This is a genomic window from Streptococcus plurextorum DSM 22810 (genome assembly GCF_000423745.1).
GTDB lineage: Bacteria > Bacillota > Bacilli > Lactobacillales > Streptococcaceae > Streptococcus > Streptococcus plurextorum.
Genome location: NZ_AUIO01000002.1, coordinates 45,658 through 71,539 on the forward strand (window position 1 = coordinate 45,658; position 25,882 = coordinate 71,539).

Annotated in this window: 18 protein-coding genes and 1 pseudogene; 2 read left to right on the forward strand and 17 right to left on the reverse strand. The window is 40.9% G+C overall.

What is annotated here, in order from left to right:
- Nucleotides 1-51: 51 nt before the first annotated feature.
- The 5 genes and pseudogenes from G575_RS0102180 to G575_RS0102200 form a co-directional block, all read right to left on the reverse strand.
- Nucleotides 52-426 carry a TnpV protein gene (locus G575_RS0102180; RefSeq protein ID WP_001140406.1) on the reverse strand — a complete coding sequence of 125 codons (375 nt, stop codon included), beginning with the start codon at nt 424-426 and terminating at the stop codon, nt 52-54.
- Nucleotides 407-6,355, reverse strand: coding sequence for an SNF2-related protein (locus tag G575_RS0102185; protein ID WP_027971260.1), 5,949 nt, complete (start codon nt 6,353-6,355; stop codon nt 407-409). Before G575_RS0102185 ends, G575_RS0102180 begins: the two co-directional genes overlap by 20 nt.
- A gap of 49 nt (nt 6,356-6,404) precedes the next feature.
- Nucleotides 6,405-6,956: a hypothetical protein gene (locus G575_RS0102190; protein ID WP_024401252.1), complete on the reverse strand. Its 552-nt coding sequence runs from the start codon at nt 6,954-6,956 to the stop codon at nt 6,405-6,407.
- Nucleotides 6,940-7,130: pseudogene (locus tag G575_RS10995) on the reverse strand (calcium-binding protein). The gene G575_RS0102190 and the pseudogene G575_RS10995 overlap by 17 nt, the downstream one beginning before the upstream one ends.
- Nucleotides 7,131-12,026 carry an SspB-related isopeptide-forming adhesin gene (locus G575_RS0102200; RefSeq protein ID WP_027971261.1) on the reverse strand — a complete coding sequence of 1,632 codons (4,896 nt, stop codon included), beginning with the start codon at nt 12,024-12,026 and terminating at the stop codon, nt 7,131-7,133.
- 280 nt (nt 12,027-12,306) lie between these two features.
- Here G575_RS0102200 and G575_RS0102205 point away from each other — a divergent pair, with 280 nt between their 5' ends.
- Both G575_RS0102205 and G575_RS0102210 read left to right on the forward strand, forming a co-directional pair.
- Nucleotides 12,307-12,897, forward strand: a complete 591-nt coding sequence (locus G575_RS0102205) for a type IV toxin-antitoxin system AbiEi family antitoxin domain-containing protein (protein WP_024401254.1) — start codon at nt 12,307-12,309, stop codon at nt 12,895-12,897.
- Nucleotides 12,894-13,739: a nucleotidyl transferase AbiEii/AbiGii toxin family protein gene (locus tag G575_RS0102210; RefSeq protein WP_027971262.1), complete on the forward strand. Its 846-nt coding sequence runs from the start codon at nt 12,894-12,896 to the stop codon at nt 13,737-13,739. Before G575_RS0102205 ends, G575_RS0102210 begins: the two co-directional genes overlap by 4 nt.
- A gap of 85 nt (nt 13,740-13,824) precedes the next feature.
- On the opposite strand, the gene G575_RS0102215 is transcribed toward G575_RS0102210, so the two are convergent.
- The 12 genes from G575_RS0102215 to dcm all read right to left on the reverse strand — a co-directional run bounded on the left by G575_RS0102215 (nt 13,825) and on the right by dcm (nt 25,856).
- Entirely contained in the window at nt 13,825-16,626 is a 2,802-nt protein-coding gene (locus tag G575_RS0102215) for a phage tail tip lysozyme (protein ID WP_027971263.1), read from the reverse strand.
- A gap of 1 nt (nt 16,627) precedes the next feature.
- Nucleotides 16,628-18,979: a VirB4-like conjugal transfer ATPase, CD1110 family gene (locus tag G575_RS0102220; protein ID WP_027971264.1), complete on the reverse strand. Its 2,352-nt coding sequence runs from the start codon at nt 18,977-18,979 to the stop codon at nt 16,628-16,630.
- Nucleotides 18,936-19,289 (reverse strand): PrgI family protein, encoded by a 354-nt coding sequence (locus tag G575_RS0102225; RefSeq protein WP_014636633.1) that lies wholly within the window; start codon nt 19,287-19,289, stop codon nt 18,936-18,938. Before G575_RS0102225 ends, G575_RS0102220 begins: the two co-directional genes overlap by 44 nt.
- A gap of 61 nt (nt 19,290-19,350) precedes the next feature.
- A complete protein-coding gene (locus G575_RS0102230; RefSeq protein ID WP_024380979.1) occupies nt 19,351-20,205 on the reverse strand; it encodes a VirB6/TrbL-like conjugal transfer protein, CD1112 family in 855 nt (284 codons plus the stop codon).
- A gap of 18 nt (nt 20,206-20,223) precedes the next feature.
- Nucleotides 20,224-20,466, reverse strand: coding sequence for a hypothetical protein (locus G575_RS0102235; RefSeq protein ID WP_001072182.1), 243 nt, complete (start codon nt 20,464-20,466; stop codon nt 20,224-20,226).
- A 17-nt stretch (nt 20,467-20,483) separates the two neighbouring features.
- Nucleotides 20,484-22,301: a VirD4-like conjugal transfer protein, CD1115 family gene (locus G575_RS0102240; RefSeq protein ID WP_027971265.1), complete on the reverse strand. Its 1,818-nt coding sequence runs from the start codon at nt 22,299-22,301 to the stop codon at nt 20,484-20,486.
- The gene (locus G575_RS0102245) at nt 22,301-22,789 is read right to left on the reverse strand and encodes a hypothetical protein (protein WP_016480093.1); all 489 of its coding nucleotides are present in this window, start codon (nt 22,787-22,789) and stop codon (nt 22,301-22,303) included. The genes G575_RS0102240 and G575_RS0102245 overlap by 1 nt, the downstream gene beginning before the upstream one ends.
- A gap of 76 nt (nt 22,790-22,865) precedes the next feature.
- Nucleotides 22,866-23,450 carry a CPBP family intramembrane glutamic endopeptidase gene (locus G575_RS0102250; protein WP_027971266.1) on the reverse strand — a complete coding sequence of 195 codons (585 nt, stop codon included), beginning with the start codon at nt 23,448-23,450 and terminating at the stop codon, nt 22,866-22,868.
- Nucleotides 23,451-23,452: 2 nt separating this feature from the next.
- Nucleotides 23,453-23,686 (reverse strand): hypothetical protein, encoded by a 234-nt coding sequence (locus G575_RS0102255; RefSeq protein WP_027971267.1) that lies wholly within the window; start codon nt 23,684-23,686, stop codon nt 23,453-23,455.
- A gap of 8 nt (nt 23,687-23,694) precedes the next feature.
- Entirely contained in the window at nt 23,695-24,078 is a 384-nt protein-coding gene (locus G575_RS0102260) for a thioredoxin domain-containing protein (protein WP_027971268.1), read from the reverse strand.
- Nucleotides 24,079-24,088: 10 nt separating this feature from the next.
- Complete coding sequence (locus tag G575_RS0102265; protein ID WP_027971269.1) at nt 24,089-24,517, reverse strand: hypothetical protein; 429 nt, start codon at nt 24,515-24,517, stop codon at nt 24,089-24,091.
- Nucleotides 24,501-25,856 (reverse strand): DNA (cytosine-5-)-methyltransferase, encoded by a 1,356-nt coding sequence (gene dcm / locus G575_RS11000; protein ID WP_037622517.1) that lies wholly within the window; start codon nt 25,854-25,856, stop codon nt 24,501-24,503. Before dcm ends, G575_RS0102265 begins: the two co-directional genes overlap by 17 nt.
- Nucleotides 25,857-25,882 lie beyond the last annotated feature (26 nt).

Below are 25,882 nucleotides of genomic sequence, written 5' to 3' on the forward strand. Positions count from 1 at the left end.
AAACTAAAGCAGAAAAAGCGGCAGGATTTCCCCCTGCCACTAATCATCTGTTTATGCAAAAATAATTTCCTTTTCCACAATCTCCCTCGCACAAGCCCTTATGTTATTGAGGCATCCTGTCCATTCTAAGGCGTTTTCTGCCTTTAGCTGTTCCGTTATGCCCTGTGCCTGTTTCATACCCTCTATGAGCCTTTCAAAGCGTTCCTGTGCCTGTCTGTCAATGTCGGCAAGGTAAGCGTTAAGTCTGCCGCTTGTAAGAAGATTGGTGTATGTAACTTTGCAGTGATGCTTCAGATAATCCAAATGCCGCTGTCCCCAGATGCCTATCGGCTGTTCTTCTTCGGCGGGTACAGTTAAGCACGGTATTAAATAATCGCCTTGCCTTTCGTATTTGCCGCCCATTTCCTCAAAAATTGTCTTTGCCATTGTCTGTTACCTCCACATTCTTTTTTATTTTGAATGTCCGCAAAATCCGTCCTACATCAGAAGGACGCCAGGGAACATCTAAGTGGTGGACAGCTTTCATGCGTGATTGCACGTTTAGACCCGTTCCACCTTTTTCAGTCGAAGCCATGAGAATCCGTACTTCCCCACTATTGACCTTTCGTGAGAGAGAGTTTTTCTTCTCATCGGTATTGGCATCATGCACAAAGGCAATTTCTTCTTTTGGAATCCCTCGATCAACCAGCAAAGCTTTCAGTTCGTTGTAGACATCAAACCCTTCTTCCTTACTTTTAGGGGTTCCAATATCAGAGAAAATCATCTGAGTGGCTTTGTCTCCAGCTCCATCACGGTAAATCCGATCGACATTATCGACCACTTGAAGGACTTTCTGATTGTCCGCTAAGGTATAAGCAGGGTCAATCAACCGCATATCAATGGCTAGTTTTCTGGCTTCTCCTGTGATTTTAAGCATGTTATCTCTACTTGGATCAACACTACCTGACTTGATAGCGTCCGAACGCTCTACCAGCTCTTCTAAATAGTATTTCTGAGCTTGCGTCAACTCGCTTTCCACCGCAATAATTTTAGCTTCAGGTACAGGTAAATCAAGCATGTCTGAGGTCTGAATATCGGCAGTTTCCTTATAGATTCGCATGAGTTCAGGCAAGTTGACAAATTTCTTGAACCGTTTCTTAGGTTGGTACTTATCACCTGTCGGTGCTAGTTCCATGGAGTTTTCGATATTCCCAAAAGCCCCAACCCATGAATCAAAATTAGAGACCTGGTATCGCTCTAAAACATCAGGTTGAATGTAATTCATCATGGTGAAAAGTTCACTGATGGAGTTTGAGACTGGCGTTCCTGTCGCAAAAACAACATTTCTATCGCCATGCTCTGCCTGAACCTGTCTCACTTTCATTTCCATATCCACGTTCTTTTTTGAAGTTGTGTTGGTAATGCCAGCTACATTCCCAAGTCCAGTGATTGGACGGATATTCTTAAAGTGATGAGCCTCATCCACAAAGAGAAAATCAATGCCAAGGTTTTCAAATTCGATAAAGGTATCCCGCTCCAGTTTTTGGAGTTCTTCCAACTGGTGTTCCAATCCCTTAATTGAACGTTCCGCTTCTTTCACCGTATAATCACTGTCACTTCCTAGCTTGATTTCTCGGAGTTGCTCGAGTTTGTCATTGATATAGGCGACCTGTTTTTCACGACTCATCGGTATTTTCTCAAACTGGGAATCCCCAATGACAATGGCATCATAGTCCCCTGTAATAATCCGAGACACAAACTGCTTGCGTTTGGCTTTGGCAAAGTCTTTCTTAGTGGTCACATAGACTTTCTTGGTTGGGAAAAATTTCATGATTTCTTGACCAAACTGTGCAGTCAGACTAGACGGCACCACATAAAGTGGTTTATGTACCATCCCCAATTCTTTCAATTTGAAACCAGCTCCAAGCATGGTCAAGGTTTTTCCAGACCCTACCTCGTGGGCTAGTAGAGCACGTTTTTCCTCGACAATTCGTTGAATGGCATTCTTTTGGTGAGGACGTAATGAAATATTCTGAGCAAGTCCATCAATGGTTAAATGACTACCGTCATAGGTCTTTGATACTGAACGATTGTAAAGCCTATTATAGGTGTCTTCAATCATCTGTTGAACTTCTGGATACCTTGCTACAAAATCTTGAAAGAGTTCCTGTAGGTGTGTTTCCTTGGCACGCAGGACTGTTGTCTTCTCCACATCCGTCACATTCTTTTTCTTATCCCCTTCGACAACTTGTTTTGTGATGGTTGGTTGATTGGAATTCAGGAGATTCTCAAAGATTTTTCGACCACTATCATAGCGTGAAGCAGGGACACCTAAACTCCTATCCGTTGCGTTGGAATAGGTGTAGGCAAACTTAGATTGGTAAGTGATAACCCCGTCAATGGGACTGACTTCAAGGACTGTTGTTACTTCTAGGTCTGACAATTCATAGGCTTTCCCCATAAAGGTTTCTTGGGCAAATTTTCCGTAAACAGACAAGGGAATCCAGCGTGAACCGATTCGATAATCAATGTCTGCCAAGGTAATGCGGGCTGGTTTGACCGTTTCTAGTAGCCCTGAATAATGTGACCAGGCAAAGTCCTGATTGTCTTGTTTGACAAATAGGTCCACCACTTCTAACTTGCTAACAACATCACCTGACAGAAAGTCTTGACGAGAAACATAGGTCAGCTCCCCATTCAAATACTTCTCAGGATCAGGCATAATGAGGTCACCTAACTCCTCAATCAAGTTCATCTTCGATTCAACCTGATAGATAGACATCATATAATCGAAATCAACACCTCGACCATCAGCCAAGCTCGAATTTAAGGCATCAAGGGCAGTATGTACCTTTTTAACCTCTTTTTTAGGACGCACCAGAGCCTTTTCAAAAGCAAGGGACTTGGTGTAGATAACGGAGTTTCCACTTGGAACCGGACTTTCATCTTCCAAACTAGCAAGAAGCGAATACTTGTCATCACTATCAAAAAGATTGCGGTTCACAGCACTATTCAAATACCCATAGCGTTTGACAAAGCTATCATAGCTACGATTGAGTTTACCTAACAAGTGGTTAAAGGTCTTCTTATCATAGTCATAATAGCGTTGAATGGCAATGACTTCTTGGTAAGCATTGCGAATATCGACCATTCCTTTGATTCGTGCCACTTCTTTATCAGACAAAGGAGCTTCATAGAAAACTGTCTTTTTATAATATCCCTTAAACTGACCACGTTTGGCTGCATCATCTGTCACATAGACATCCAGAGCAGTGTTATCAGTCACTTCTAAGGCATTAAAGCGATCAATCTGCTTTTGAGAATGTTTGGTGTCCCATGCTTTGAAGTTGCCCTCTTCATCGACATAGTAACTGATTTCTTCCGTCTTGGTTCCGACTCGAATGCCTTTATTATCTCGATAGTAAACTGTAGAACCCTGGTAACCAAAACTGTACTGACCCAGATTCTCCCTCATTTCAGCTGGAATGGAGGTATCAATGACTTGTTTGATCAACACATCTGGATTAATGATGACCTCATTTCTATCAATCTCTCTTGGGGCTTTTACTTGATGTAGAGCTGCTTCAACACTTGCAATCAAGTCATCACTAGTCCCCTTAACAGAAAGTGTTCCTCCGTTAAAATTCCTGACCTCGTAGGTTCCTAGCACTTGGCTATTGTATTCTCCATCAAAGTAAAGATTGAGCCAAATGCGACTATCCTTGTCATAGCGAATGGAACCTGAAAAGGCTGAGTCGTCTGCCACATATTCCTTGTTCAGGTGTTTCTGGAAGAATAACATATCCGTTGTGACACTCGTTCCCGCAATGGCCTTAAAGGCAGAATCAGGCAGTCGAACCCCACCAAGAAATTCAGTTGTCTCACGAATATCTTGTAAAATATTTTCTGTTCGCTTATCCATAGTTCCTGTGGAAGAGATAATCGCTACTTGTCCACCATCATGGACCAAATCAAGTGACTTTTTGACAAAGTAGTCATGAATCATGTAAGGCTTATCGTACCTGTTATCCGCAATTCGTATATTGGCAAACGGCACATTTGAAATCACCAAATCAAAACTATTGTCGTTAAAAGCTACCGTCTCAAAGCCCTTAATTTCAATGTGACTATTGGGATGAAGGTGTTTGGCTATAGCTCCTGTGATGGTGTCTAACTCTACACCATATAACTCACTCTTTTCTCTTAAGTGTTTGGGCATTGCTGCAAAAAAATTCCCTGTTCCCATGGAAGGATCTAGGATTTTGCCACCTGTAAAGCCATCTCTTTCCAACTTATCCCACATCTGACGGATCAGGGCTGGGTCTGTGTAATAGGCTGTCAGAGAGGACTGTTTCATATCCGAATACTCTTTATCTGTGACTATGCTTTTCAGTTCTTCTCGTTCCTTAGAAAATTTTGGATTATAGTCATCAAAAAATTCATTGGCTAGTCCACCCCAGCCTACATACTTGGCAAGGAGTTCTTGTTCACTTGGTAAAGCATTGCGGTACTCCACTTCCAAATTTTTTACCAACCGAATTGCCGCGATGTTTGTCTCAACCTTATCTCTAGCAGTCTTAGGATAAAAGTCCGTCAAATCTTCTGGAAAATAAAAGTCCGTTACTGGAATCTCTGGAATTGTTTCGACGACTTCCTCTTCAGGAATTTGATTATCTGTTTCTTCAAGATCAGTATCGTTATGACCATTTTCTGAATCATCTGGTTCCAATAGTCCAATACTCTGAACTGGCTCCTCTTCCAGAAATGAGAATAGGTTTAATTCTTGGTCCGCTTCTGCTAACTCTGTTTGTGGTTCTGCCTTTGGCTGATGAAGTGCCTGACTGACTTCTTCCCAGGTCCTCACATAAAGAACTGGATTTTGTTCAATGATATCCGAAAAATCATTAACTAACTCAATCCGAATCAAACCGTTCAATCGAGCATCGCTGACCGACATGACCTCAAAGTCCTGTCCCTTATAGGAAACCAATGACCCCAGAGGATAAGTGTCAAATACTCTCTGAACCAGTGGATTTTCCGCGAATTCTTCATCAACTACTTCTTTTCCCTCAGCTTTCTCTAGCTTGCTCTTCCAATTTCTAAAGGTCAAATCTGGCTGGTTGCCCTTATCTTTTTCAAAATACTCCGCATCTTCTCTGCTGAGTTCTTGGTGTAAAAAGGCGTAAGCAACTTGTCGCAACTCTTCAAGGGAAAGCTGGCTACCAAAGAAAAATTCAACCTTTTCATGACTTAGCCCCATTTGGAGTAGTTCTGTCGCAAGGGCTAGTTGAGTTACCGAGGCTTTGGGATAACCACCTAGTAAAGCAAGGTCCGCATTTTTTAAACGATAACGACCTGCCGCATCCAATAAAATACCGACTCGGTCTGGGTCAAACTGAGATAGCTCAATCCCTAGCTGAGTCAATTTTTCTTGATTTTCTATCCTAATGGCTTGTCCAATTTTTTCTAATTCCTTTTCTTCGATTATAGTCAATGTTCTTTTCAACTCATAGGGACTGCCATCAGCTTCTAGATAGGTAAGTAACTCCTCGCCGTCAAAGACTGGTGTCATTTCCATCTCAGTATCAAAATCACCTCGTCTAAAACTTGCGACTTTGGAACGTTCATTTCGAATATGGTCAAAATATGTTAGAATCTCAAATTTACATTGTAATGACAACTCTTCATAAGCTGGCAGATGACTGGTTTTTCCTGTTTGAACATCTAGTTGAGACAAATCTACATCCAAACTAGCAATGATGAGAGAGCCGTCTTCTCTAAATGATATTGCTTGATTACTACTCACTTTGTGCTCATCAACAGTTTCTTCATTTTCTAGAACTATTTCATCAACTCCTGTTTCAAGCTCTGGCTCGTAAGTCAAGAGAAACTGTTCAATATCTCGGCTAATCCGATCTGCTAAATTATTAGCCACACGATAAACATTGACCAAATTAGCTCCCCTACTATTTTGTAATAGAGAATCTGGTGAAATAGTTTGGTAGTGTCCATTTGAGTCTAATAATTGAAAACGAGTGGCAAGATTGAACAAGGCCACTTCTATCACCAAGTTTTTTTCAGACGGCGATAATTTGTCGAGTTTTTGAAGACCACTTTGGCCGAAAACTTGTGTATAGGTCAATAGATCATGAGCAGTATCATAAGGACTAGCCTGGACAAAAGCTGAAACATCTGTCTCAAAGTGAAGTACCTGAACAGATTTCTTAATTTCTTTCCTATTGGTTAAAAACTGACGAATAAGACTTTCCCACTCCTCATCAAAATGCTCTGCTTGGTAATATAAAAATGCCTCAAGCAGGGCTCTATCACGAGGAATGGTGGCTCTCATCATTTGTAGTAAGACTTCTTGATTCATTTTTCCCTCCCATTTCAAAAAGGCTGAGAGTGTTTCTCAGCCCTTTGTGTTAATCTAGGACCAAGGCTCGTTGGTCACTTTCTTGTAGAATACCTTCCATTACAGTTGCCACATAGTGTTGTAAAAAATGACTTTTCTGGTCTAGTAAATCTTTTTGCAAGGCAAGGTGAACCAAATCTCCAAAATAATCCTGACTGGAAATAGCCAAGTCCTGTTGAATCATGGCCTGTAAGATTTCAAGGCTAAGTGGTGAATAATCGTCACTATCCAAAACCTCATACTGTTCCAAGGTGTCTGAGAGACTATTTGAGGACATTAAATCCATAATAAAACTAGAGCCTTCCCCTGTTCGGTACAACTTTTCCAGAATGTCAGTCATATCTGCCTGTACTTCATCCTGATAACTATCCACTTTAACTCGTAGCTCATCACTAATCAAGGACAGGTCATCTTCGTCCATATAATCTTGATAAACCTGATTGAGGATTGTTCTATCAGAAATACTTAATTCCAAAGAGAGAAAGGCTTTGATAAACTCTTGGTAATCGGACTTCTCCATTTCAGATAAAGCCTCTTTCATGGTGTCAAAGTTCCAAGTCATCACACAACTCCTTTTGTGGGACTAGTGGTGAATGTCCAGATTGTAGCTCTTCTAAATCAGCTGACCATCACCATCTGTATCAACAGACTGCGGATTGGTTCCGAAAGCCAGTTCCTGAGCATCTGTCAAACCATCTTGGTCTGAATCCTTTTCATAAATAGTTTTTGGATTCATCTACTTCTCCTCCTTTTTCTTCAGTCCATAAGCCGTACCAAGTAGAATACCAGCTCCAATCAAGCCCAAAAGGGATTCCTGTTCCCCTGTATTTGGCAAAACGCTAGCTGGAACAGGTGGTTCTATAGTCTCAATTGGTGGTTGAGGTGGTGTGGGTTGATTTGGACTTGGTTCTTCAGGTTGAGGTGTATGTGTTACAACTGTATTTGAGCTGATGACATAGCCATTCACTGTATGGAGATAGGTATTCTCCACCTGACCAGTCGCAATCCGTTTCATCTGCAGGTAAACATCTGCCTGAAAAGCTGAATCATCAGAGATAGTCTCTAAGAAGGATTTATCAAATGAAATTGACACTAGGCCATTTTCTGTATCTACCTGTTGCAAGGTATATTTCGTGACTTCCGTTCCTTCTTTTAAGACAGAACCGTCTTTGAGGGTGACATCCGTCATCAGATAGCTGCGATAAACACCATTATACTCATCATGCTTTTCATCATAGTTATCTTCAAAGCCATATTCAAATAAATCAGTCGCACGATTGCTTGGAATCAATGCTCCAACCAAGCGATAGTTAAAGGTTTGATGCAAGGCCACTTCTTTCCCGTCAAGGCTCTCATCTTTATGAGACAAGTCAATCACCACATCTTTTTGTGGGTCTAGTTTGGGAACATTATTGACCACTGTTTCCGTGACATAGGCCAAGCCAAAATCAATCTGATAGGCTGTATTTTCATACTGACCACCTGTTTTGGTCAACTCATTTTTAACAGTCATCGGAAGCGTGACAACTAAGGTTTGACCAGTCTTCACATAGGTCTCATAAAAGGTTTTGGGATCATCGCTACTAAGGACCTGAATGGCTCCTTTAGGTGTAAACTGACGTTTAGCCATGGCATCTTGGACGACTTTCGGAGCTTCTGACAAACTAGCGTAGGTGCTGACAGAGATACCAGATACACGATTGCCATCCTTATCCAAAACTTGAATGCCATCAGGATTTAGGGTAAGGGCTTCTTCTGGGTAATCGTCTACCATGTAAAATCCCTTGGCAAGAACATCATCCGTCACGACCATGTCCTTGTATTGATTGTAATCCAAGACAATTTTGTAATAATTGACCGTATTCGGAAGAACAGTCTTTCCATCAATTGAAATACCTTCTTGATTGGTATTAGACTTATGTGGAGTTACTTTAGGGACAAAATTGGTCACCGTGTTGGTTTCATAGGCTTGCCCAAAGTCCACCTGATAAGCCACGTTTTCATAAGACTTCCCTGAATTAAGCATGGTTTCCAAAACCATCATCGGAGTGACAATGGTAATATTCTCCCCCTTGGTCACATAAGATTCAAAAAAGACTTGTGGGTCCTCAGGCATGAAAACTTGGAAAGCTCCTTTAGGCTGAATTTTTTGTTTCGAAAGGGCTGCTTGTAGCGTTTTAGGAGCTTCAGTTAATTGAGAATAAGACTTCACCGTGATTCCTGAAACTGTTTTGCCATCAGATGTGACAAACTGAATAGCTGCTTCATCCGGCAATAAAGCTTCTTCTGGATAATCATCCACAAAGTAAAAACCTTGTGCAATCTGAGAGTTGTCTGCTTTAATCCCTCGGTATTGGTCCAAGTCCCATGAGAGAGTATAGTGATTTTGACTTCCCACTAACATGGGCTTCCCATTGATGTCCACTTTGTCTTTATTGAGGTTCTGTTTCTTGGGTTCTGGAGAAACAAGGGTGTTGGTCACTTCCTTGGTTTCATAGCCATTTCCAAAATCAACTTGATAAGCCTTGTTTGTATAGATCTTAGTTTGACCATAGAGACTATCTTTCACCGTCATTTTGGTCAAAAGAGCTAAAGAAGTTCCTGTTTGAACATACTGGTCATAAAAGGCTTGGTTGTCATCCGGCAAAAAGACTTGAAAGGCACCTGTCGGTGTAATCTTAGCACGAGCTAATTTATCTTGAAGGTCTTTAGGGGCTTCATTTAGTGAAGCATAGTTTTTAACCGTTATTCCTGATACCTTCTGACCATCAAGGGTTGTTATAGCCGTGCCATTTTCCACCACATCGAGCACTTCCTCTGGGTAATCGTCCACAAAGAAGAAGCCTCGTGCAATTGTCTCTTTAGCAGAACGATCTCCCTTATACTGGTCCAAATCCCAAATCAATCGGTAGTGGTTGGTTGTGCCAAGGGCTACGACCATGTCATTAATGAGGACACCATCCGCATTTTCATTGTTTTTATCTGGTGTAATGAGTGTGGTTGTCTCCCCATCACCTGGTGTACGAACCGTTACAACATTTGAAGTGACTGTGTAAGCATTGGTTGTACCCTTGTTCAAAAGGAGTTTGTAACTATTGGAATAGGTTGCCCCATCATTTTGAACAGAACCATAGAGTTTTGGAGCGGTCAGTTGATAAACCTTGGTTAAATCTTTATTTACCTCCTGCAACAAGTTTTCCTTTGCGGTCAAGGTCACAAAATTCTTAGTCTCATCAAAGCTAAGGACATAGTTTCCATTCTCTTTTTGTGTTGTTTCCTTATCAAATAGGTAACCAGCAGGCAAGTAGTCCTCAAAAATGAGACTAGTCGTTTGGGCACGATTGGGCGATAAGGCATCAACTGTTAAGGGATAAATCACCGTTGAATCTTTTGCGACAGTTTTCTCATGAAGATTAGCTTGGTCACTATTGACCACTTCTTTCATAATCTCTGGAGTTGTCGTCAAACGGTACGCATGATAATGGACAGTTGGTACTTGTGGTGGCGTTGGAAGTTCTTTTGGAATAGGTCTGACAGGTAAGGTTACCTTAGTCAAGGTCAGATTAGGCTGCACTACTTCATCCAAAGGCTTTGGCGTGAAGGTCACAGGCTTTTCTGGTGTAAAAGTTTTTGGAATATAGATATCTGGTGTTACCGTAATAGGTTCTGGAATGGGTTCAAGTTCCACCGTTACATGAGGTTTGGGACTATATGGTGTTACTGTACGTGCCACTGGTAGGGTATTTAAAGCAAACCAGTAAGACAAGCCAACATTCTGTGGCATATCGCCTTGCCCAAAGGTTACTGTGTAGGTATTGCCTGATGTAACTATTGAGACAATAGCTCCTTTATAAGCATAACGACTTGATGTGGTATCCCATTCCTCAGGTAAATTCAAATCACTTGCACGGTTGGAACCCAAAGAACGTGCTAGACCTTCATTAGTCACTTGAACGGTTGAGCCATTAATCGGCACAAATTTCCCAGATGAATCCTTGACATATTCTAGACCAATGTCATTATGATTGAGGGAAGAATGTGTGAAGACTCCAGGCTTTTCTTTGGAGAAGGTAACTTGTGAACCGTCTTCCAAGAAATACTTGGCAACTACACGAAACTCCATCTTGTCTGTTCGCCAATCACCGTTTCCGTCATTTCGATAGGCAATGAAGCCTTCGGTAGGATCATTTGGCACAACCAATTTCACGGCATCGGTTCCAGCTGGTGATACAAGGTTGGTAATATCGTAAGTCACTCGATTAATCTTTTTACCATCAAATCGTGCATTTTGAAGATTTTGATAGTTAAAACTAAGAGTCTCACCTGTTTTGAAGCTGTCATAGACAAAGAATCCTGTTGAATCCAAAATTCTTGAGTAGCCACCCAGCATAGCATCGCCAGTTGAAATAATCTGATCAGGATTTCGGGTAATGGCCCCATGTTGTGCTTGGGGTTCACCGTTATTGAGATTGAGGGCTTGAGCAAGGGCTTCAGAAATATAACCTTCTTCACCTTTCGAAATCTCGGCCAAGTCACGTTGATAGCGTTCCAATTCTTTGGCATTGTAGGCATCAATCGCTTCATTCTCTTTTCTGGCTGTGGCTTCTTTATCTTGATTTCGTTTAGTAATAGCTTCAATCTCGGCTGCACGATTTGAAACTAATTGTTGTTTCTCCTGATTTGCTTGATCTACTGCGGCTTGACCTGTACGGTTTTCAGCATCAACAGCTGCTTGACCTACCTGATTACGCCTTTCAATGGCTTCATTATCTGCCTTTGCCTTAGCAAGTCCAGCTTCGTTTTCTTTTTGAATGGCTTGGTTTTTCGCAACAATATCATCTGCCTTGGTTTTCTTTGTTAGATAATCCGCTACAGCTTGTTCGTTAGTTGATTGAATGGTTTCAACAGCCTTGCCATATTTTGTATAGTCAAGTACAGATGTCCCATTTCCTGATGAAACTACTTGTTCTTTTACTGTCACATCAGCATCTGCATACCGAGTTTTTAGGTCATTGACTTTAGTATCAACCCAAGCATTTGTCTCTTTACCAGTTTGGTTGACCCCTTCGTAGGCCTGTGACAGCTCCATATTTTCTTGTTCAATGCGGGCTTTATTCGATTCGTATATCGCTTTGTCAGCTTTGTAGGTTTCAGTAACTTCATTGATAGCCACAACTTGGTTTTGGGCATCTGCTTCTGCTTTTGAAATTTGTTGGCTGGTCTCTGACACAGATCTTGTATTCCCTAAGTCCATTGGACTATCTTCAACCGTAGAAACACCTTCAGCCTTTGCCTCTTCAACTGCTTGTGTTACCGTATCATGCGGTACGGTGACTGCAATTGCACCGTTAGATTGCCCAGTTGACCCTAAACTTTCAGTTTGTTCAGAAACAGGGGTTGGTTGTGCTTCTGGTAAATTCGTGGCTGGATTCTCCGTTCGTTGAATGGTGGAGTCAACTGAAGTTGTAACTTCATCAGCATGTGCAACCGTTCCTCCCCAAGCAACAACAGCCGTCACCATGGTTCCAAGGGCAACGGAACATAAAGTACGATATTTTTTACTCTTGCGAAAGACGTGTTTCTCGCCTTTTTCCTGATTGACAAGAAAGTGATGATTACATGTTTTGGTCATAAATAGTCCTTCTTTTCTTTTTTATGTAGCAACAAACTGTCACTCTTTATTAGATACGAGGGCGTTAAGCGAGCACGACAAAAATAGGAGTTTTAACGAAGAACTTTCCGTTCTATGAGAAACTCTCTTTTTTGTACAGCTCGTAGCCCAAGTTCAATACCATCATAAAAAAGAAGGCTTGATTTTGTTATCACAATACATTAATGTAAAAGAAAATGTTGCTTTTGCACTACAAATATTGTAAAATTGTAGTATAAAAGCAACATTGGAAGGAGTAAGTATGTCAAAAAAAGAGATTCTACTTGAATTTATAGAAAACCACAATGGCATTATCACCTATAAAGATTGTAAAGCTCTAAAGATTCCAACAATATATTTGACAAGACTAGAAAAAGAAGGGATTCTATACCGCGTCGAAAAAGGAATTTTCCTAACCCAGAATGGAGACTACGACGAATACTACTTCTTTCAGTACCGTTATCCCAAGGCTATTTTCTCTTATATCTCAGCGCTTTACCTGCAACAATTTACAGATGAAATTCCTCAATATTTTGACGTAACCATTCCTAGAGGCTACCGTTTTAATACTCCTCCAGCAAATCTGAACATTCATTCCGTTTCTAAGGAATATAGCGAACTGGGAATTACACTTGTAAAAACCCCTATGGGAAACGAGGTAAGTGTGTATGATTTAGAACGTATTATCTGTGATTTTGTGATTCATCGAGAAAAAATAGATACTGAGCTTTTTGTCAAAACACTTCAACATTACGGAAACTATTCTAAAAAAAATCTTACAAAACTCTATGAATATGCGACAAAAATGAACACTTTGGACAAGGTCAAACAAACTCTGGAGGTCCTAGTATGAATAAAGCTAAGCTAACAGCACTCTGTCATAAAATATCAAAGAATACTGGATTAACCTTTAATTCCGTGATGACCTATTACTTTCTTGAAGTGATTTTGAAAAAATTAAGTCAGAGTACCTATTCAAATCACTATATATTCAAAGGAGGATTCCTACTGTCAAATGTTATCGGAGTTGAATCTCGTAGCACTGTTGATATTGACTTTTTATTCCATCAAATAACACTCTCAGAAGAAACTGTTAAACAGCAACTTGAAGAAGTTTTAGCAGATTCTGAAAAAGGTATTTCTTTCACAATTCAATCTATCACAGCTATAAAAGAAAGTGATGACTATGGTGGCTATCGTGCAACCATTTTGTGCCAACTTGAGAATATTAAACAAGTTATCCATTTGGATATTGCGACAGGTGATGTTGTAACTCCTCAGCCGATAACATACGACTATAAAGCTATTTTTGATGAAGACAATTTTCCAATCATTGCTTATACAATTGAAACAATTCTAGCTGAAAAACTTCAAACCATCTATTCACGTAACTTCTTGAACAGTAGAAGCAAAGATTTTTACGATGTTTATATTCTTTCAAAACTGAAGAAAGAAGACATTGACTTCATTCAGTTGAGAAATGCCTGTCAGAGAACATTTTCATATCGCGAAACAGAACTCGATTTTGTAAAGATTATTGAACTACTCGAGAGGTTCAAATCTGATCCTATTCAGAATAAACAATGGCAAAATTATTCAAAAAAATATAGCTATACAAAAGGGATTTCACTTGCAAATGTGCTTGATGAGATGATTAGTCTTATTACAATTATTATTTCTACTGACTCTGATTAAAACTTTTAACTGTCAAACTAGGTAATCGTGACATTAAACGAAAAGGATATGCTAACATTTATTCATTTTGTTAGCATATCCTTTTTTATTTCGTCGTATAAGCAAAACTCAAGCTACTATCCACTCCAGATAATTTACGGAAGGTATAGTTTGGATTGCCATTATAGTTGGTTTCTGAGATAAGAAATGAACCATCTGGGTAGACTTTCTCCACAAAAGCCACATGTCCGTATTCTGTTGGTGTGCCATGTCCTCCTCCCGCAAAGGAAAGGATAGCTCCTTCTTGTGGACTTGTCCCTGTCTCTCCACCTAGACTTGCGGCTGTTCGTACCCAATCTTGGCCATTGCCCATGGTACTGATAATTGGAATCTTCTCACCATTTTTACCTTTGAGTTTTAGACCCAGTTGGTTAATACGGGCTGCGACTCCCCAAGTACATTGGCCGTAAGCATACCCCATACCGTCACCACCTCCTGGAACAGAGTTTTCAAAAAGGTCTCCTCGTACAGCTTCAAGTGCTTTTGGATCACTTTGTGCTGTCCCACCGTTGGGTTGACTAAAGCCTTTTTCAATTTGGTAATACCACTCACTTGCTCTTGTCTGACGTTCAAGTAGCTTATCACCACTATTTCCTTCCCAGTAAATGAGAAAGAGTTGGGCAAGACTAGCTGGACTACCTGTATTTTTGAAGAAGTCCTTTAACCAATTGGTGTAATAAGGACTATCCCCATGCAACATGAAATCCAGTTGTAAGCCTAAGTCATACCACTTTTGATGTTTTCCTTTGGCATATTCCAACAATAAAGTATGTCTGCGTGACCCATCCGCGGTATCTGTCCATTGGCCTAAGCCTAAACCACGTTTGAGAATATTTGGGTAACGTCCATTGTATATAGTTGGACCATTAAGTGAGAGCCAGCCCTCATCATCCCACGAACTATCTGTCGCACCAACAGGTGGAGATAAATAGTCGCCTTCAGCTCGTTTTGGATTAATGGAGGATTCTACCGACCAATTTCCTAAAATGGCTGCAATAGCTTGATTGGTCGCACCTTTGCTTTTAAGATAGTCATAAATTGCCTTGGCTCTCTCGAACTCATCGCCGCCAAACTGACCGATAGTTGGAAGAATGGTGGTCTGAACCTGAATCACTTTTGGAAAGTAGAAAGCTGGATTGACATAGACCAACTTATCCGTGTCATCATCAACCTTTTGATAGGTGACTTTGAGACCCGTTCCGTCTTTGGTCTGACCAATAATATCTCCTGCCAAGACTTGTTGATGTTCACTCACACGGCCTGAATGAATGCCAAACAAAGTTAGTTTAGTCTTATTCACTCCCTTACCAGATGTCAAAACAACGTTCTCTCCATCAAGAGATACCTTGCCATCCATCGGAGCTACAATGACTTGACCTTCTTTTGCTTCTAAGATGATATGGTGATGTAGCGTTGGTTTCTCATCAATGACCTCATACCCATATCGGTAGGTCATGCTTAAGCTATCCTCGTCAGTCTGTCCCTGAAAGGGATTGCCCAATTCTTGAAGGGCTAGATAGTTGCCTCCTTCTGTCAACTCCTTTAACTCTTCCTGGTCCTCATCAGACAGCTTGTAAGCAGGTTCTTTATACAAGTCAGACATGGATTTAATAGAATCACCACCATTTAAGTCCGTCCAGACTTGACTGAGAAATGCTTTGTAGGTCGCACCACCTGTTTCCATGACATCGTCAAGCTTGTAGTCTTGGTATTGATGATTCATGTAAACCATGACCTCATCAATCTTGGTGTAATAGGTAATCCCTTTTTCGTTAGTTCTCGTATGCTCCGCATCTTCCCACGTCATGTGGGTATAGGCCTTGGTCAATTCCATCTCATCTTGTTGAATGACACTGCTTCCTGAAACACTCATGAAAAAGCTCATCATCAAAAGGAGTATCAAGAGAATGCCTGAGACAATCCAAGTCAAAGGATTTCCCGCAAGGACAGAAAAGAAAGTCATACTTCCCTTAATGGCTTGGACGATTCCTTTGAAACCTGCGACACTTTGTTTTCTGGCAAGCTTTAAAAAGGTTTGGTAGCGTCTTCTTGGTTTAAGAGGTTTCTGGCGTGTGAATCCTTTTCCCTTTTTGAAGTTCTGGAATCGTTCCTTTCCATGAGAAAATTTTGTTTTGGTAAACCGCACACCAGTCTGTCCACTTTTTACTGCCACCTTACCTGCTTGAAAGGTAAACCTTCCATAGCGTCTGGCTTTCAAACTAGTATCCTTCATGATTCTTAGACCATCTAAATCATCCTCCTGTGCTATCAGGTCAAGGGATTCAGATGCAGCTAAGCCTAATCCAGCTTTGACTTTGGTAGAGTTTTTCTTAGTCTTTTGGACTTTCTTGAGTTGTTTAACCTCACGCTTGGCAGAACTTACGTCTTTTTCTGCACTTAGTCGATCAAATGATTTTTCTTGGTGAAACTGAAAACTAGACTTCAGGGAAGGATTTTCTTTTTGGAAAGTAAACTTGGGATTAACTGCCTTTTGCTTCTCACTTAGTTTCACTTCTGACAGATGTTTTCTTGCGGTCCGCAAACGCTCTTGAGCTTGAGGAAGTCGATAGTTCTTGATTTCCTTTACCTTCAACAGTCTAGGAGACACATAGGTAATTTCTTTTAGGAACTTCTCTTCTGCTTCCTTTTGGCTACTGAGTAGATTTTCTTTTAACTCTATTTTCTTATCTTGAAACAGAGAATTTTGGGCTGGTTTTCGAAATCGTCCTTTTTTAGGAACAGTCTGTCTTAAGGTCCTAACTTCTTTCCGATAATGCATACGGGCTGATTTTAAGTTGCTTCGAAAGTTTTGCCTAGCCTGTTTGACTAGCTTTTTATCCTCTTTCATCTCATGTCCTCATTTTTTCAGGGTCCGTACTCATGATGTCAAAGAGCATGGTGTGTTGTGGAATCTTATTCTTGAATGGGACAACGGTGGAACCGGCCTTGATTAGGCCAGCCCCTTTTTCAGGATTGACTAAGTACTTCTCCAGCTCTTTAGAAAGCCCAAGCATATGCACCAGTTCTTCGCGATCGCTCTTAGCCTGTTTCAAAAGAATCATAAACTCGCTATTGGCAATAATGCGTCTGCCGTTGGCATCCAAAAGAAGCGTTTCTACATTCTGAGTAATGCCTGTCGGTATCGCCCCATACTTACGGACACGACTCCAGAGTTTAAAGAAGAAATCAGAGGCATACTTGTCCAATAAGAGTAGCTGCATTTCATCAAAGTAAATCCAGGTCTTCTTCCCTAGCTTTTGGTTTTTGACCACCCGATTCCAAATTTGGTCAAAGATAACCATGAGGGCAATTTGTTTTAATTCATCGCCTAACTTTTTGACATTGTAAATCAGGAAATGACTGTCTGTTTTAATATTGGTCCGATGTGAAAATATGTCCAGCGACCCTTCCACATAGAGTTCCATATCCAGTGCCAAGTCCTTAGCTTCCTGTTCAGGTTGTTGAGCTAAGACAAAGACCCATTCGACCAAGGACGGTGTGTCAAAATGCTTATAAGTGAGTCTTGTCACACGGTCAATCAAGGACTTTTCACGACCATCCATTTTACGGTCCAAGAGCTTTCCAATCCAAGACAAGAGAAATTCGGACTTGACCTTAACCGGATCCTCATCCATATTCTCATCAGATAGATCTAAGACATTTAAGAAGGTGGTAGAATCTGGGGCAATATCAATACTCTCCCCACCAAAGGCTTGACCGATAATACTGTACTCATTTTCTGGGTCAACAATAATAATTTCAGTATCACTATCTGCTTCCTTGAGCTTAGTTGAGATGATTTCATGTTTTGTCGCCATCCCTTTGCCAGCTCCAGAAGTCCCTAAAATCAAACCTGACGGAGTATTTAACTTGCCACGGTCAATACTGATGATATTACTTGAGATTTGATTGATGCCATAAAATTTCCCACCCTTGTCCTGAATATCTACGGAAGTCCAAGGGGCATTCACGGCAATGTTTGAAGTCAATAGAGACCGAGAAATACCTTCGAGATAGTTCTTCCCAAATGGCAAGAGACTATTAAAGGCAGCTTCTTGCATATAGGTCAAATTATCAATAATCATATCATTAGACCCTGCAACTTGCTTGATAATATCAAGAGATTGTTTGAGTTGGTCTTCAGTATCCGCAAGCACGCCAATTAGAAATACGGTGTCAAACAGTTTATCTCCTGTTTGGGTCATGGTTTGAAGAAGAGCCTCAGCTTCATCGATGTTGTTCTCAAGAACATGGCCGACCTTCTCCAAATATATTCCAGTCCGAGCCATCTTTTGTTGTTCCCCAATCTTTTGTGATTCCATCAAGGTCTTCTTGGTTCGTAGCTTGGTCATGGTTTCAGACTTGGTAGAGCCTTTAGCATGTAGACTAATCATCACTTCCAAATCTGACTGCATCAAGTCTCGAATAAATTTATCCCCTAGCTCCATACCATAATCACGAACATAGACAATCTGTAATAATCGATCATCCAATTCAATATGATTCTTGTGTTTAAAGGAAAGGTAGGTTGGGGCAATAAAGTGTTTGGTGGATTGACCTGAGAGGGTCAAATCCTTGTAAGAGAACGGTGAATGATTTTCACCTCGTAACATATCCGCAAGGACATTCACTCGCTCCTCTCCACCGAGCAGACCAAGAGATACATCAATCTCTGAAAAGCCACTCTTGAAATATTCCCCAATCTGTGACAGAGAACGAAAAGCTAGTTTTGGTGTTTGGTCGCTCTTGCCAAATGAAAGAAACTTGACGGCTGAAAAGTTGTTCTCACCCGCCTCTAAGTTGGCATCCATCATGCGATTCAATTCATCACGATAAGCATCAAACCCATCTTCCTGCAAGGGATAGAGAATACTCTTACGGAATTTTTCCAAATTAACTTTTTGATTGAAAATAGTCAGTTGGAAATTGGTCTTATCATCCAGTGAATTGATTAAATCGGAATATTTCTCAACAATAGCTCCCTTATCATCTAAGCCAACTGTTTGATAATTAACATCTCCTAAAAGATAGGTTTGTGAGAAATAGCTTGGACTGACCTGCATAAGGCCATTCTGAAAAAGCCCTTGATAGGCTAACGTATTTACGGTAGAAGGTCTGAACTCCTGCTTCTGTATTTTCGTCTTTTGATTTTTGTCATTAGAAGAGGTCTTTGGTTTCATTGAGTGTTTTAATTTTTTCACGTTGGTCTCCTTTTCTTCCAGTAAATGTACGATCTGGTACTGTTAGTTCATAATGAAAACGGTACTTGAGGTAGGTTTCAAATGGTAAATCGTTGGGGCGATAGACCCCAAATAACATGAGTGGAATGGTAAAGCTAAAAACAAAACCATAGACAAACCAATCCCCAAATTGCCAGTAAAATAGGTTCAAGCCCAATACCAAAATGGTTATGGCGACGGCTGGAAATACAAAAATAACCTGTCTAGTTGTAAATCCTAACCATGCCCTGTGTTGAACCTTTGAGATGTCCTTAAAGACACGTGTGTTCATAAATGTTCTCCAATCTAAGTAAGCTATAAAAAGAGGAAGCGAGATAATGACTCCCTTCCTCCTAAATCCCCAAAATACTTCGGGCGGTTCGTTGACTGCCAACTAAGGCAATGATTAACAAGATGGCCTGTACCAAGCCACCAAACATAATGGCGAGTGATTCCATCACTCCAGCTCCATTTGATACGGCAATCTTTCCAGCCGATTCAAACAAGGGAACAAGAGATACAATTAGAAAAATCAAAATACCTTGAACGGCATAGACCATGATGTTTTTAAGGTAACCAATCCCAACACTTCTCCAGTCATCACTAAGAAAGGTCGGAATGGTAACAGGGGCAAAGGGTATCATCAGATAGAGTTGGATAAAACGAATGGTAATCAAGATATTGACAACCATGATGCTGGCCATTCGTACCAACCAAATGAGAATCGCAAAAAAGCCAATAATCATTTTTCCTACAATTCCAGATCCCTTAATGCCTGAAATGGTATCATAATTAGCACCACCATTCGTGACAAGACTTGCCACTTGTTCAATAACATAAGAGGCAATGGCAATAATAGCTTCCACAATAACCGTCGTATTGGTAATCACGACCGCGACCATGATGTAGCTGACAATCATAGGTGCTATGGCTTCAAAGGTCATTGCACCACCTGAGTTTGCGATTTTCTTGGCCATTTTTGAAAATTCGAGTACGAGAACAACCGCAAGAATAGCTACTCCCAAGGGCTGCATAATCCCCTTGGTAATGGCTGTCATGTAAGACCACACCGTCGGATTAAAGTCCGCTAGTGACTTAACCAAGTTGGCGGTTGATTCTAAATCCACTTGAAACCCTTCAAAAAGGCTATCGCTAGATACTTTTTCAGAGGCTAGAAATACAAAAGGTGACGTAAAATTCATTATCATGTCATGTGCTGTCCTCCCCTAAATGGTAATCTGTGTCACAAAAGCACCAGCGGCTCCCACCATGACCCCACCAACAATTTCTAGAATAGCATTTCGGACACCTGGTCCACCATCTTTAATATTGGTTGAAAGGTTGATAATTCCCATGACAACAAGAAAGGCTCCTACTGCAATTAAGCCTTTTTGTAATAGAGACATGGCTTGGGAGAACATGGAGCTGGCGTCCACTCCGTAAACAAAGCCTGTTAGTTTTTGATTCATATAATTCCTCATTTCTATTAATGTAGTGTCGTTTCTGTGCTTAAATCCCTTATTTTATGGCCTGACAAATCTACCTCTTCCTCAGCAGTTAGGGGATTGATGTGATAGTGCCACCATCGTTCATCGGTTTCCTTATCCGCAAGCCATTTCCAATTCTTATGTTTGAGTGGAAAATATTTCTTGGTTCGAAAAACAGGAACCCCTGCAATGCGTACAAGACACTCATCTCGTTTCATATTCCCGACTTCATCAGCCGTCATCAAGTCACGGGCAATTTTCTGGTGAGAGGTCGAACTTGAACCAGTCTGCCCAAAAGAACGACTGGTGCTTCTGACATCAACGGTTTGTTTGCCTAGAAGACTACTCATAAATTTGAAGGTTTCCTCATCATTTCCACCCAAATAGAGGAGGCTGTCACAGTTCCCCAGTATAGTTTTCCAAGCCTCTTTTTCCTTATAAAGTCCTTGGAGTTGAGCAATATTTTGCAAGATTGGAACTAGACTCATATTCCTAGAGCGGACTGTTGAGGTTTGTTCAGCGAAGTCTGGGATTTCTCCGACATTCGCAAACTCATCCAGATAGCTTCTAACATGAATAGGCAGTTGCCCTTTAAAGTCAACATCAGCCTGTCTGGTCAAAGTGGAGAAAACCGTAGAGAAAAATAATGCAGATAGAAAACGAAAGGTCGTATCATTATCTGGAATAACAAGATATACCATGGTCTTTTGAGTGCCCCACGTTTTCAAATCCATAGTGTCTCTTTGCGTCAAATCAATCACCGATTGAATATTAAAAAGGGCGAACTTAGCGGTCGTCACAGCAATGACCGAATCCAAGGTCTTGTCTTTGTAGTTCTGAAAATCCGCCCAGTTTCTCATGGTAAAGTTCTCATGACCGTATTTTTTAGCGTAATCTTCAAACAGGACTTCAAGAACACTTTTGTCCTGATTATCTCCCTTTGATAAGAGTTTGATGAGTTTCCCAATCTCAGAAAAGGCTGGATAACGGCCACGCTTACGTCTTGCTTCCTGCTCTTGCTTGGAACTTCCTGGAGGATTGTAAAAATCCACCAAATAAGAGGCAATAGCTCTCACCAATGTCATGGAAGCCTCGTCCCAAAATGGATCACTGCGAGAACCAGACCCACGGGTATTGTTAAAATAGACCGTTAACATGCGGTTCAAATCATTCTCAGTTTCTACATAACGAAAGGGATTAAAACCGTCTGAATTGGTCATATTAACCAAGTCTAAAACCTTGACCTGATAACCGTTTTCTAAAAAGAGTTTACCTGTCTTCTCAGCCAAATGGTCTTTAGGATCTACGACAATATTGGAACAATTAAGTTGGATAAGGTTGGGTTTAACAAATCGAAAGGTCTTGCCTGCCCCAGAACCCCCAATGACAATCAAATTTTTATTTCGGTCAAACTGGGGTTTCTTCTTTTCCAACAAGGTTAGACGAACATCACGAGCCAAAATCGTGTCATTGAAAGGATTCTTACTGTAAAAGTTCCGCTTTTCCTTACTGTTTCCAAATCGTGCAGAACCGTATTCTTCCCCTTCTCGATAGACCTTCTGTCCTGTCGATACATAAAGATAGACTAGCGTCATCGTTAGAACCCCAAGGATAAAGGCAAGAAGAGATTTTTGAGTAAAGGAAAATAGCCATAAAGGTTTGAAAACCTGATTTAACCCCTCTCCTAAGAGGTAGGCAATACGTTCCATAGGTGGGGCATTGGTTAAACTATCATAGAGCAGGGTTAGACGATGGCAGAAATAACCAAAGGCGAGCCCCAAGAGTCCAAAGACAAATGCTTTTTGCCTGGAATACATTACAAGGTCACCTCCTTGGTTTTGACTGCCGAAGGTTCTGTTACTCTAATTTTCTCTTTGGCCAGTTCTATCTCTTGGTCCAAGGTTTTATCAAAGGTTAGACCTTCTAGCTTCTCAGGGTTAGACACCAGTTTCTTCAACAATTCATCCAAGTGATGATCGAGCAAGGTCTTATCCTTGGCATAAAAGTAGAGATAGTCTTTTTGCCAACTAATTGCGATTGGCAGTTTTTCTGACTCCATCAACTCCTTAAATTTCTCCACATCGATTGGCTTATCCAGTATGTCTTTACTAACATCTATCGCTTCAATTGCGTAAGGGCTTTGAAGGAGTTCTTCCAGTTTTTGAACCCCAATTTTATAAGCTGAATCTTGAGCTAAGGCTTGCCTAGCCGACCATTCTAAGAGCTTTAAGAGGGTTCTGACTGTCAATAAACTACTTCTTTCCACGTATTGCATCGCTTGACGTTCTTGTTGTTCAGATGACATGGTGACCTCCTCTTTTTTCGATTCCCTATCAAACATAAGGTGCTTCCATAATACGGAAGCACTCTTGATTTTGGTATCACAAGAAAGTTACGACATAAGCCAAACTATTCCAAAGTAAATGTAAGGCGATTGCCGTCATACAATCAGTTTTCAATCGAACAACAGCCAAGGTCAAGCCAAGACAGCTATACATGAGCCAACTCCCTATCTGATTGGGTCCATGGGCTAGAACAAAGAGAAAACTGGTCACGCCTATTTGTAGAAGAGGGAATGTCAATTTTTCCCACAGCAGTTGCCTATAAACAATCTCTTCAAGGAGACTTGCATTGACCAGAAACAATAAAAAGATAAGATGAGGAACCTGCTTTCCTACTTGTACCAATACTGCTTGATTCCTAGCCTGAACTGAAAATAGGAAACTGATGAAGACTGCCAAAGCAACCATAGTCACAAAGCCAAGAAGCAACCATCTTAGACGATTGCTTAAGGTTATTTTTTTTGCTTGAAGAGTTTTATGACGGGCAATCTCTAGGCAAGTCACACTTAATAGGACCAATTGTAGCAAGACTACACCCTCTATCGTCATATACTCTTGTAGGTATAAACTCACCAGAAGTCCATTAAGCTGTATGGCTAGATAAAACACCACTATCCTTATCATTGTCAACTCTTAAATAAATCTTCATAATCAATTTCTAAGACTAGAACAATACGCTCAACCCATCTTGTTTGTGGCATCAGACGATTGGATTTGTAATGTCGCAATTTTTGATAGAGGCGATTAAACTCACTTGGATAAACATATTGACCGTTGAATACTTTGCGAGCTAGTTCTGCCCAAGTGAGGTCTTTTTCTGACAGAATGATTTCTAAATTGTCCCAAAATCGTTCATTCATCTTCACACCTACCCTGTCACTTGTTTCATCAAGCTGGCTTGAAACAGTTCTTCTTTTACCTGTCTGGGAAGAAAAGTACGCACTTCGTCTAATCCAATAGCTGGATAGACGTGATTCTGACAGACAATGAGAGGCAGACGAAGGTTTTGGTCTGGCTTTTGGAGAACGAGCTGAATCATCTCATTCAAACTTATCGAATATTGACGCTTAAAGCGAAGAAATCGTGGCGACAGCAACTCAAAACAATCCGTGGTTTTGGCGAAGAGTGACAGTAAGATTTCACGGTTTACATCACATGCTTTTGTACAACGATAAGCCACTCCATAGGTCGTCAAAATGGTTAGTAAATCTTGATTTGTATTGGCATTATTTCCTAGATATACCTCAAGCATAGGCACCTCCTTATAGGGTTAGGTTATTTTCAACTGTTGGTTCAGGAGTTGAGAAATAGCGACTCATATCAATGGGCATCCGTCCTTCACCAAAGCACTTGACCGTCACTAGAGTCGTTAAAATGCCCTCCTTTCCCCTAGCAGAATAATTTTCACCAAAGGCACGAAAGGCCAGGTGATTGTCTTTCGTCAATAGTGTATCTACACCATTTTTAATATCCCTAGTTTCCAAAAAATCCGAAATCCGATGAAGATTGGATTCGTAGAATAGGGGATCATTCATCTCTTTGTGGTAATCATCTTCAAAAGTCACCTCAAAGTCACAATCAAAATTGGGGAGCGACAGTATCTTTTGTAATAGCTGATTGGTTTCAGCTTGGTGAATACGTTCTTCTAATTCAGTACAATCTAGGATACTTTTCTTATGTAGTAAGTTCATGTTTTTCTTCCTCTTCCGTTCTTCTAAATTCTCTGGCAATGGCTTCAATAACTGTGACAGTCACGCTATTGCCGGCCTGTTTGTATAGCTGGCTCTTACTGGAAACACTTTCTGCTCTTTCATAAGCCCAATCAGGAAAGCCTTGAAGTCTGAAACACTCTCTTGGTGTCAGTCGTCTTATTCTCAGGCGATAAAGTTTTCCCTCTAAGACAATGCCTGTGACTTCATACCACTTATCCTGTCGATATTCCAGAGCAGCAACCACCACTCCCATATTGTCTGAAGTCGTCAGAGTATTGGATATTCCCTTTCCCACACGTCCCCTACGTTTGGTTGAGTCTGGATAAGCCAGATTAACAGAGTCTCCAAGAGTTGCCTTTGCGTACCCTGTTTTTGTGGCTTCCTTGATTTTCAGAAATGGCAGCTCCTCCCTCAGCAAAATTTTTGGCACCTTATCTCCACCTTGCATGGTGGTCAAAGTCGGTGACAAGCCAGCAATGTCAAATACTCTTCCAGTTTGGTCAAAGCTAGTCGGCAGATTTCCTGCGACAACAACTCCGTGTCTGTCTTGACTGGTCAAAGTAAACATAGGGTCTTGATTGTCCTTAAATCGACGACCATGTTGGCGTTTTTCTAGTCTATCTGGTGTTAAAACTGGAATGGCGATTTTTGCCCCCTCTCCTTTACCTCTTGTTAGTGTAGGAGCAAGTCCATTCGTCAGATAGACTTCACCATTCAAACCACGTTTAGAGGGATTGATATTTCCTAGCCTTTCAAGATGAGCTGGGCTGTTTTCTCTTCTGAGAGGAAATATGAATCTGGAACGGTATCTTCTAGAATGTCCGATAATAAAGACCCGCTCTCTGTTTTGCGGGACTTGGAAGTCCTTACTGTTAAGCACCTGCCATTCGACATCATACCCCAATTCATCCAACGTGGAGAGGATTGTGGCGAACGTCCGTCCCTCGTCGTGATTGAGTAGGCCTTTGACGTTTTCCAAAAATAGAAAACGTGGTTGGATTTGTTTGGCCGCTCGAGCAATCTCAAAAAAGAGAGTCCCTCGAGTATCTTCAAATCCCAATCGTCTGCCTGCGAGTGAAAATGCTTGGCAAGGAAATCCCCCGCAGATGATGTCCACTTGCCCTCTAAATTGTCTAAAGTCATGGTCTGTGACCTCTTTAATGTCATGGTATTCTATTTCCCCTTCTGTGTTAAACATAGCTTTATAAGATGTTCTGGCGAATTTATCAATTTCACAAAAGCCCAGGCATTTATGACCTTGTGATTCCATCCCTAGCCTAAAACCGCCTATTCCAGCAAATAAATCTAAAAATTTCATTTTTCCTCTCTTTCCAACTAAAAAAG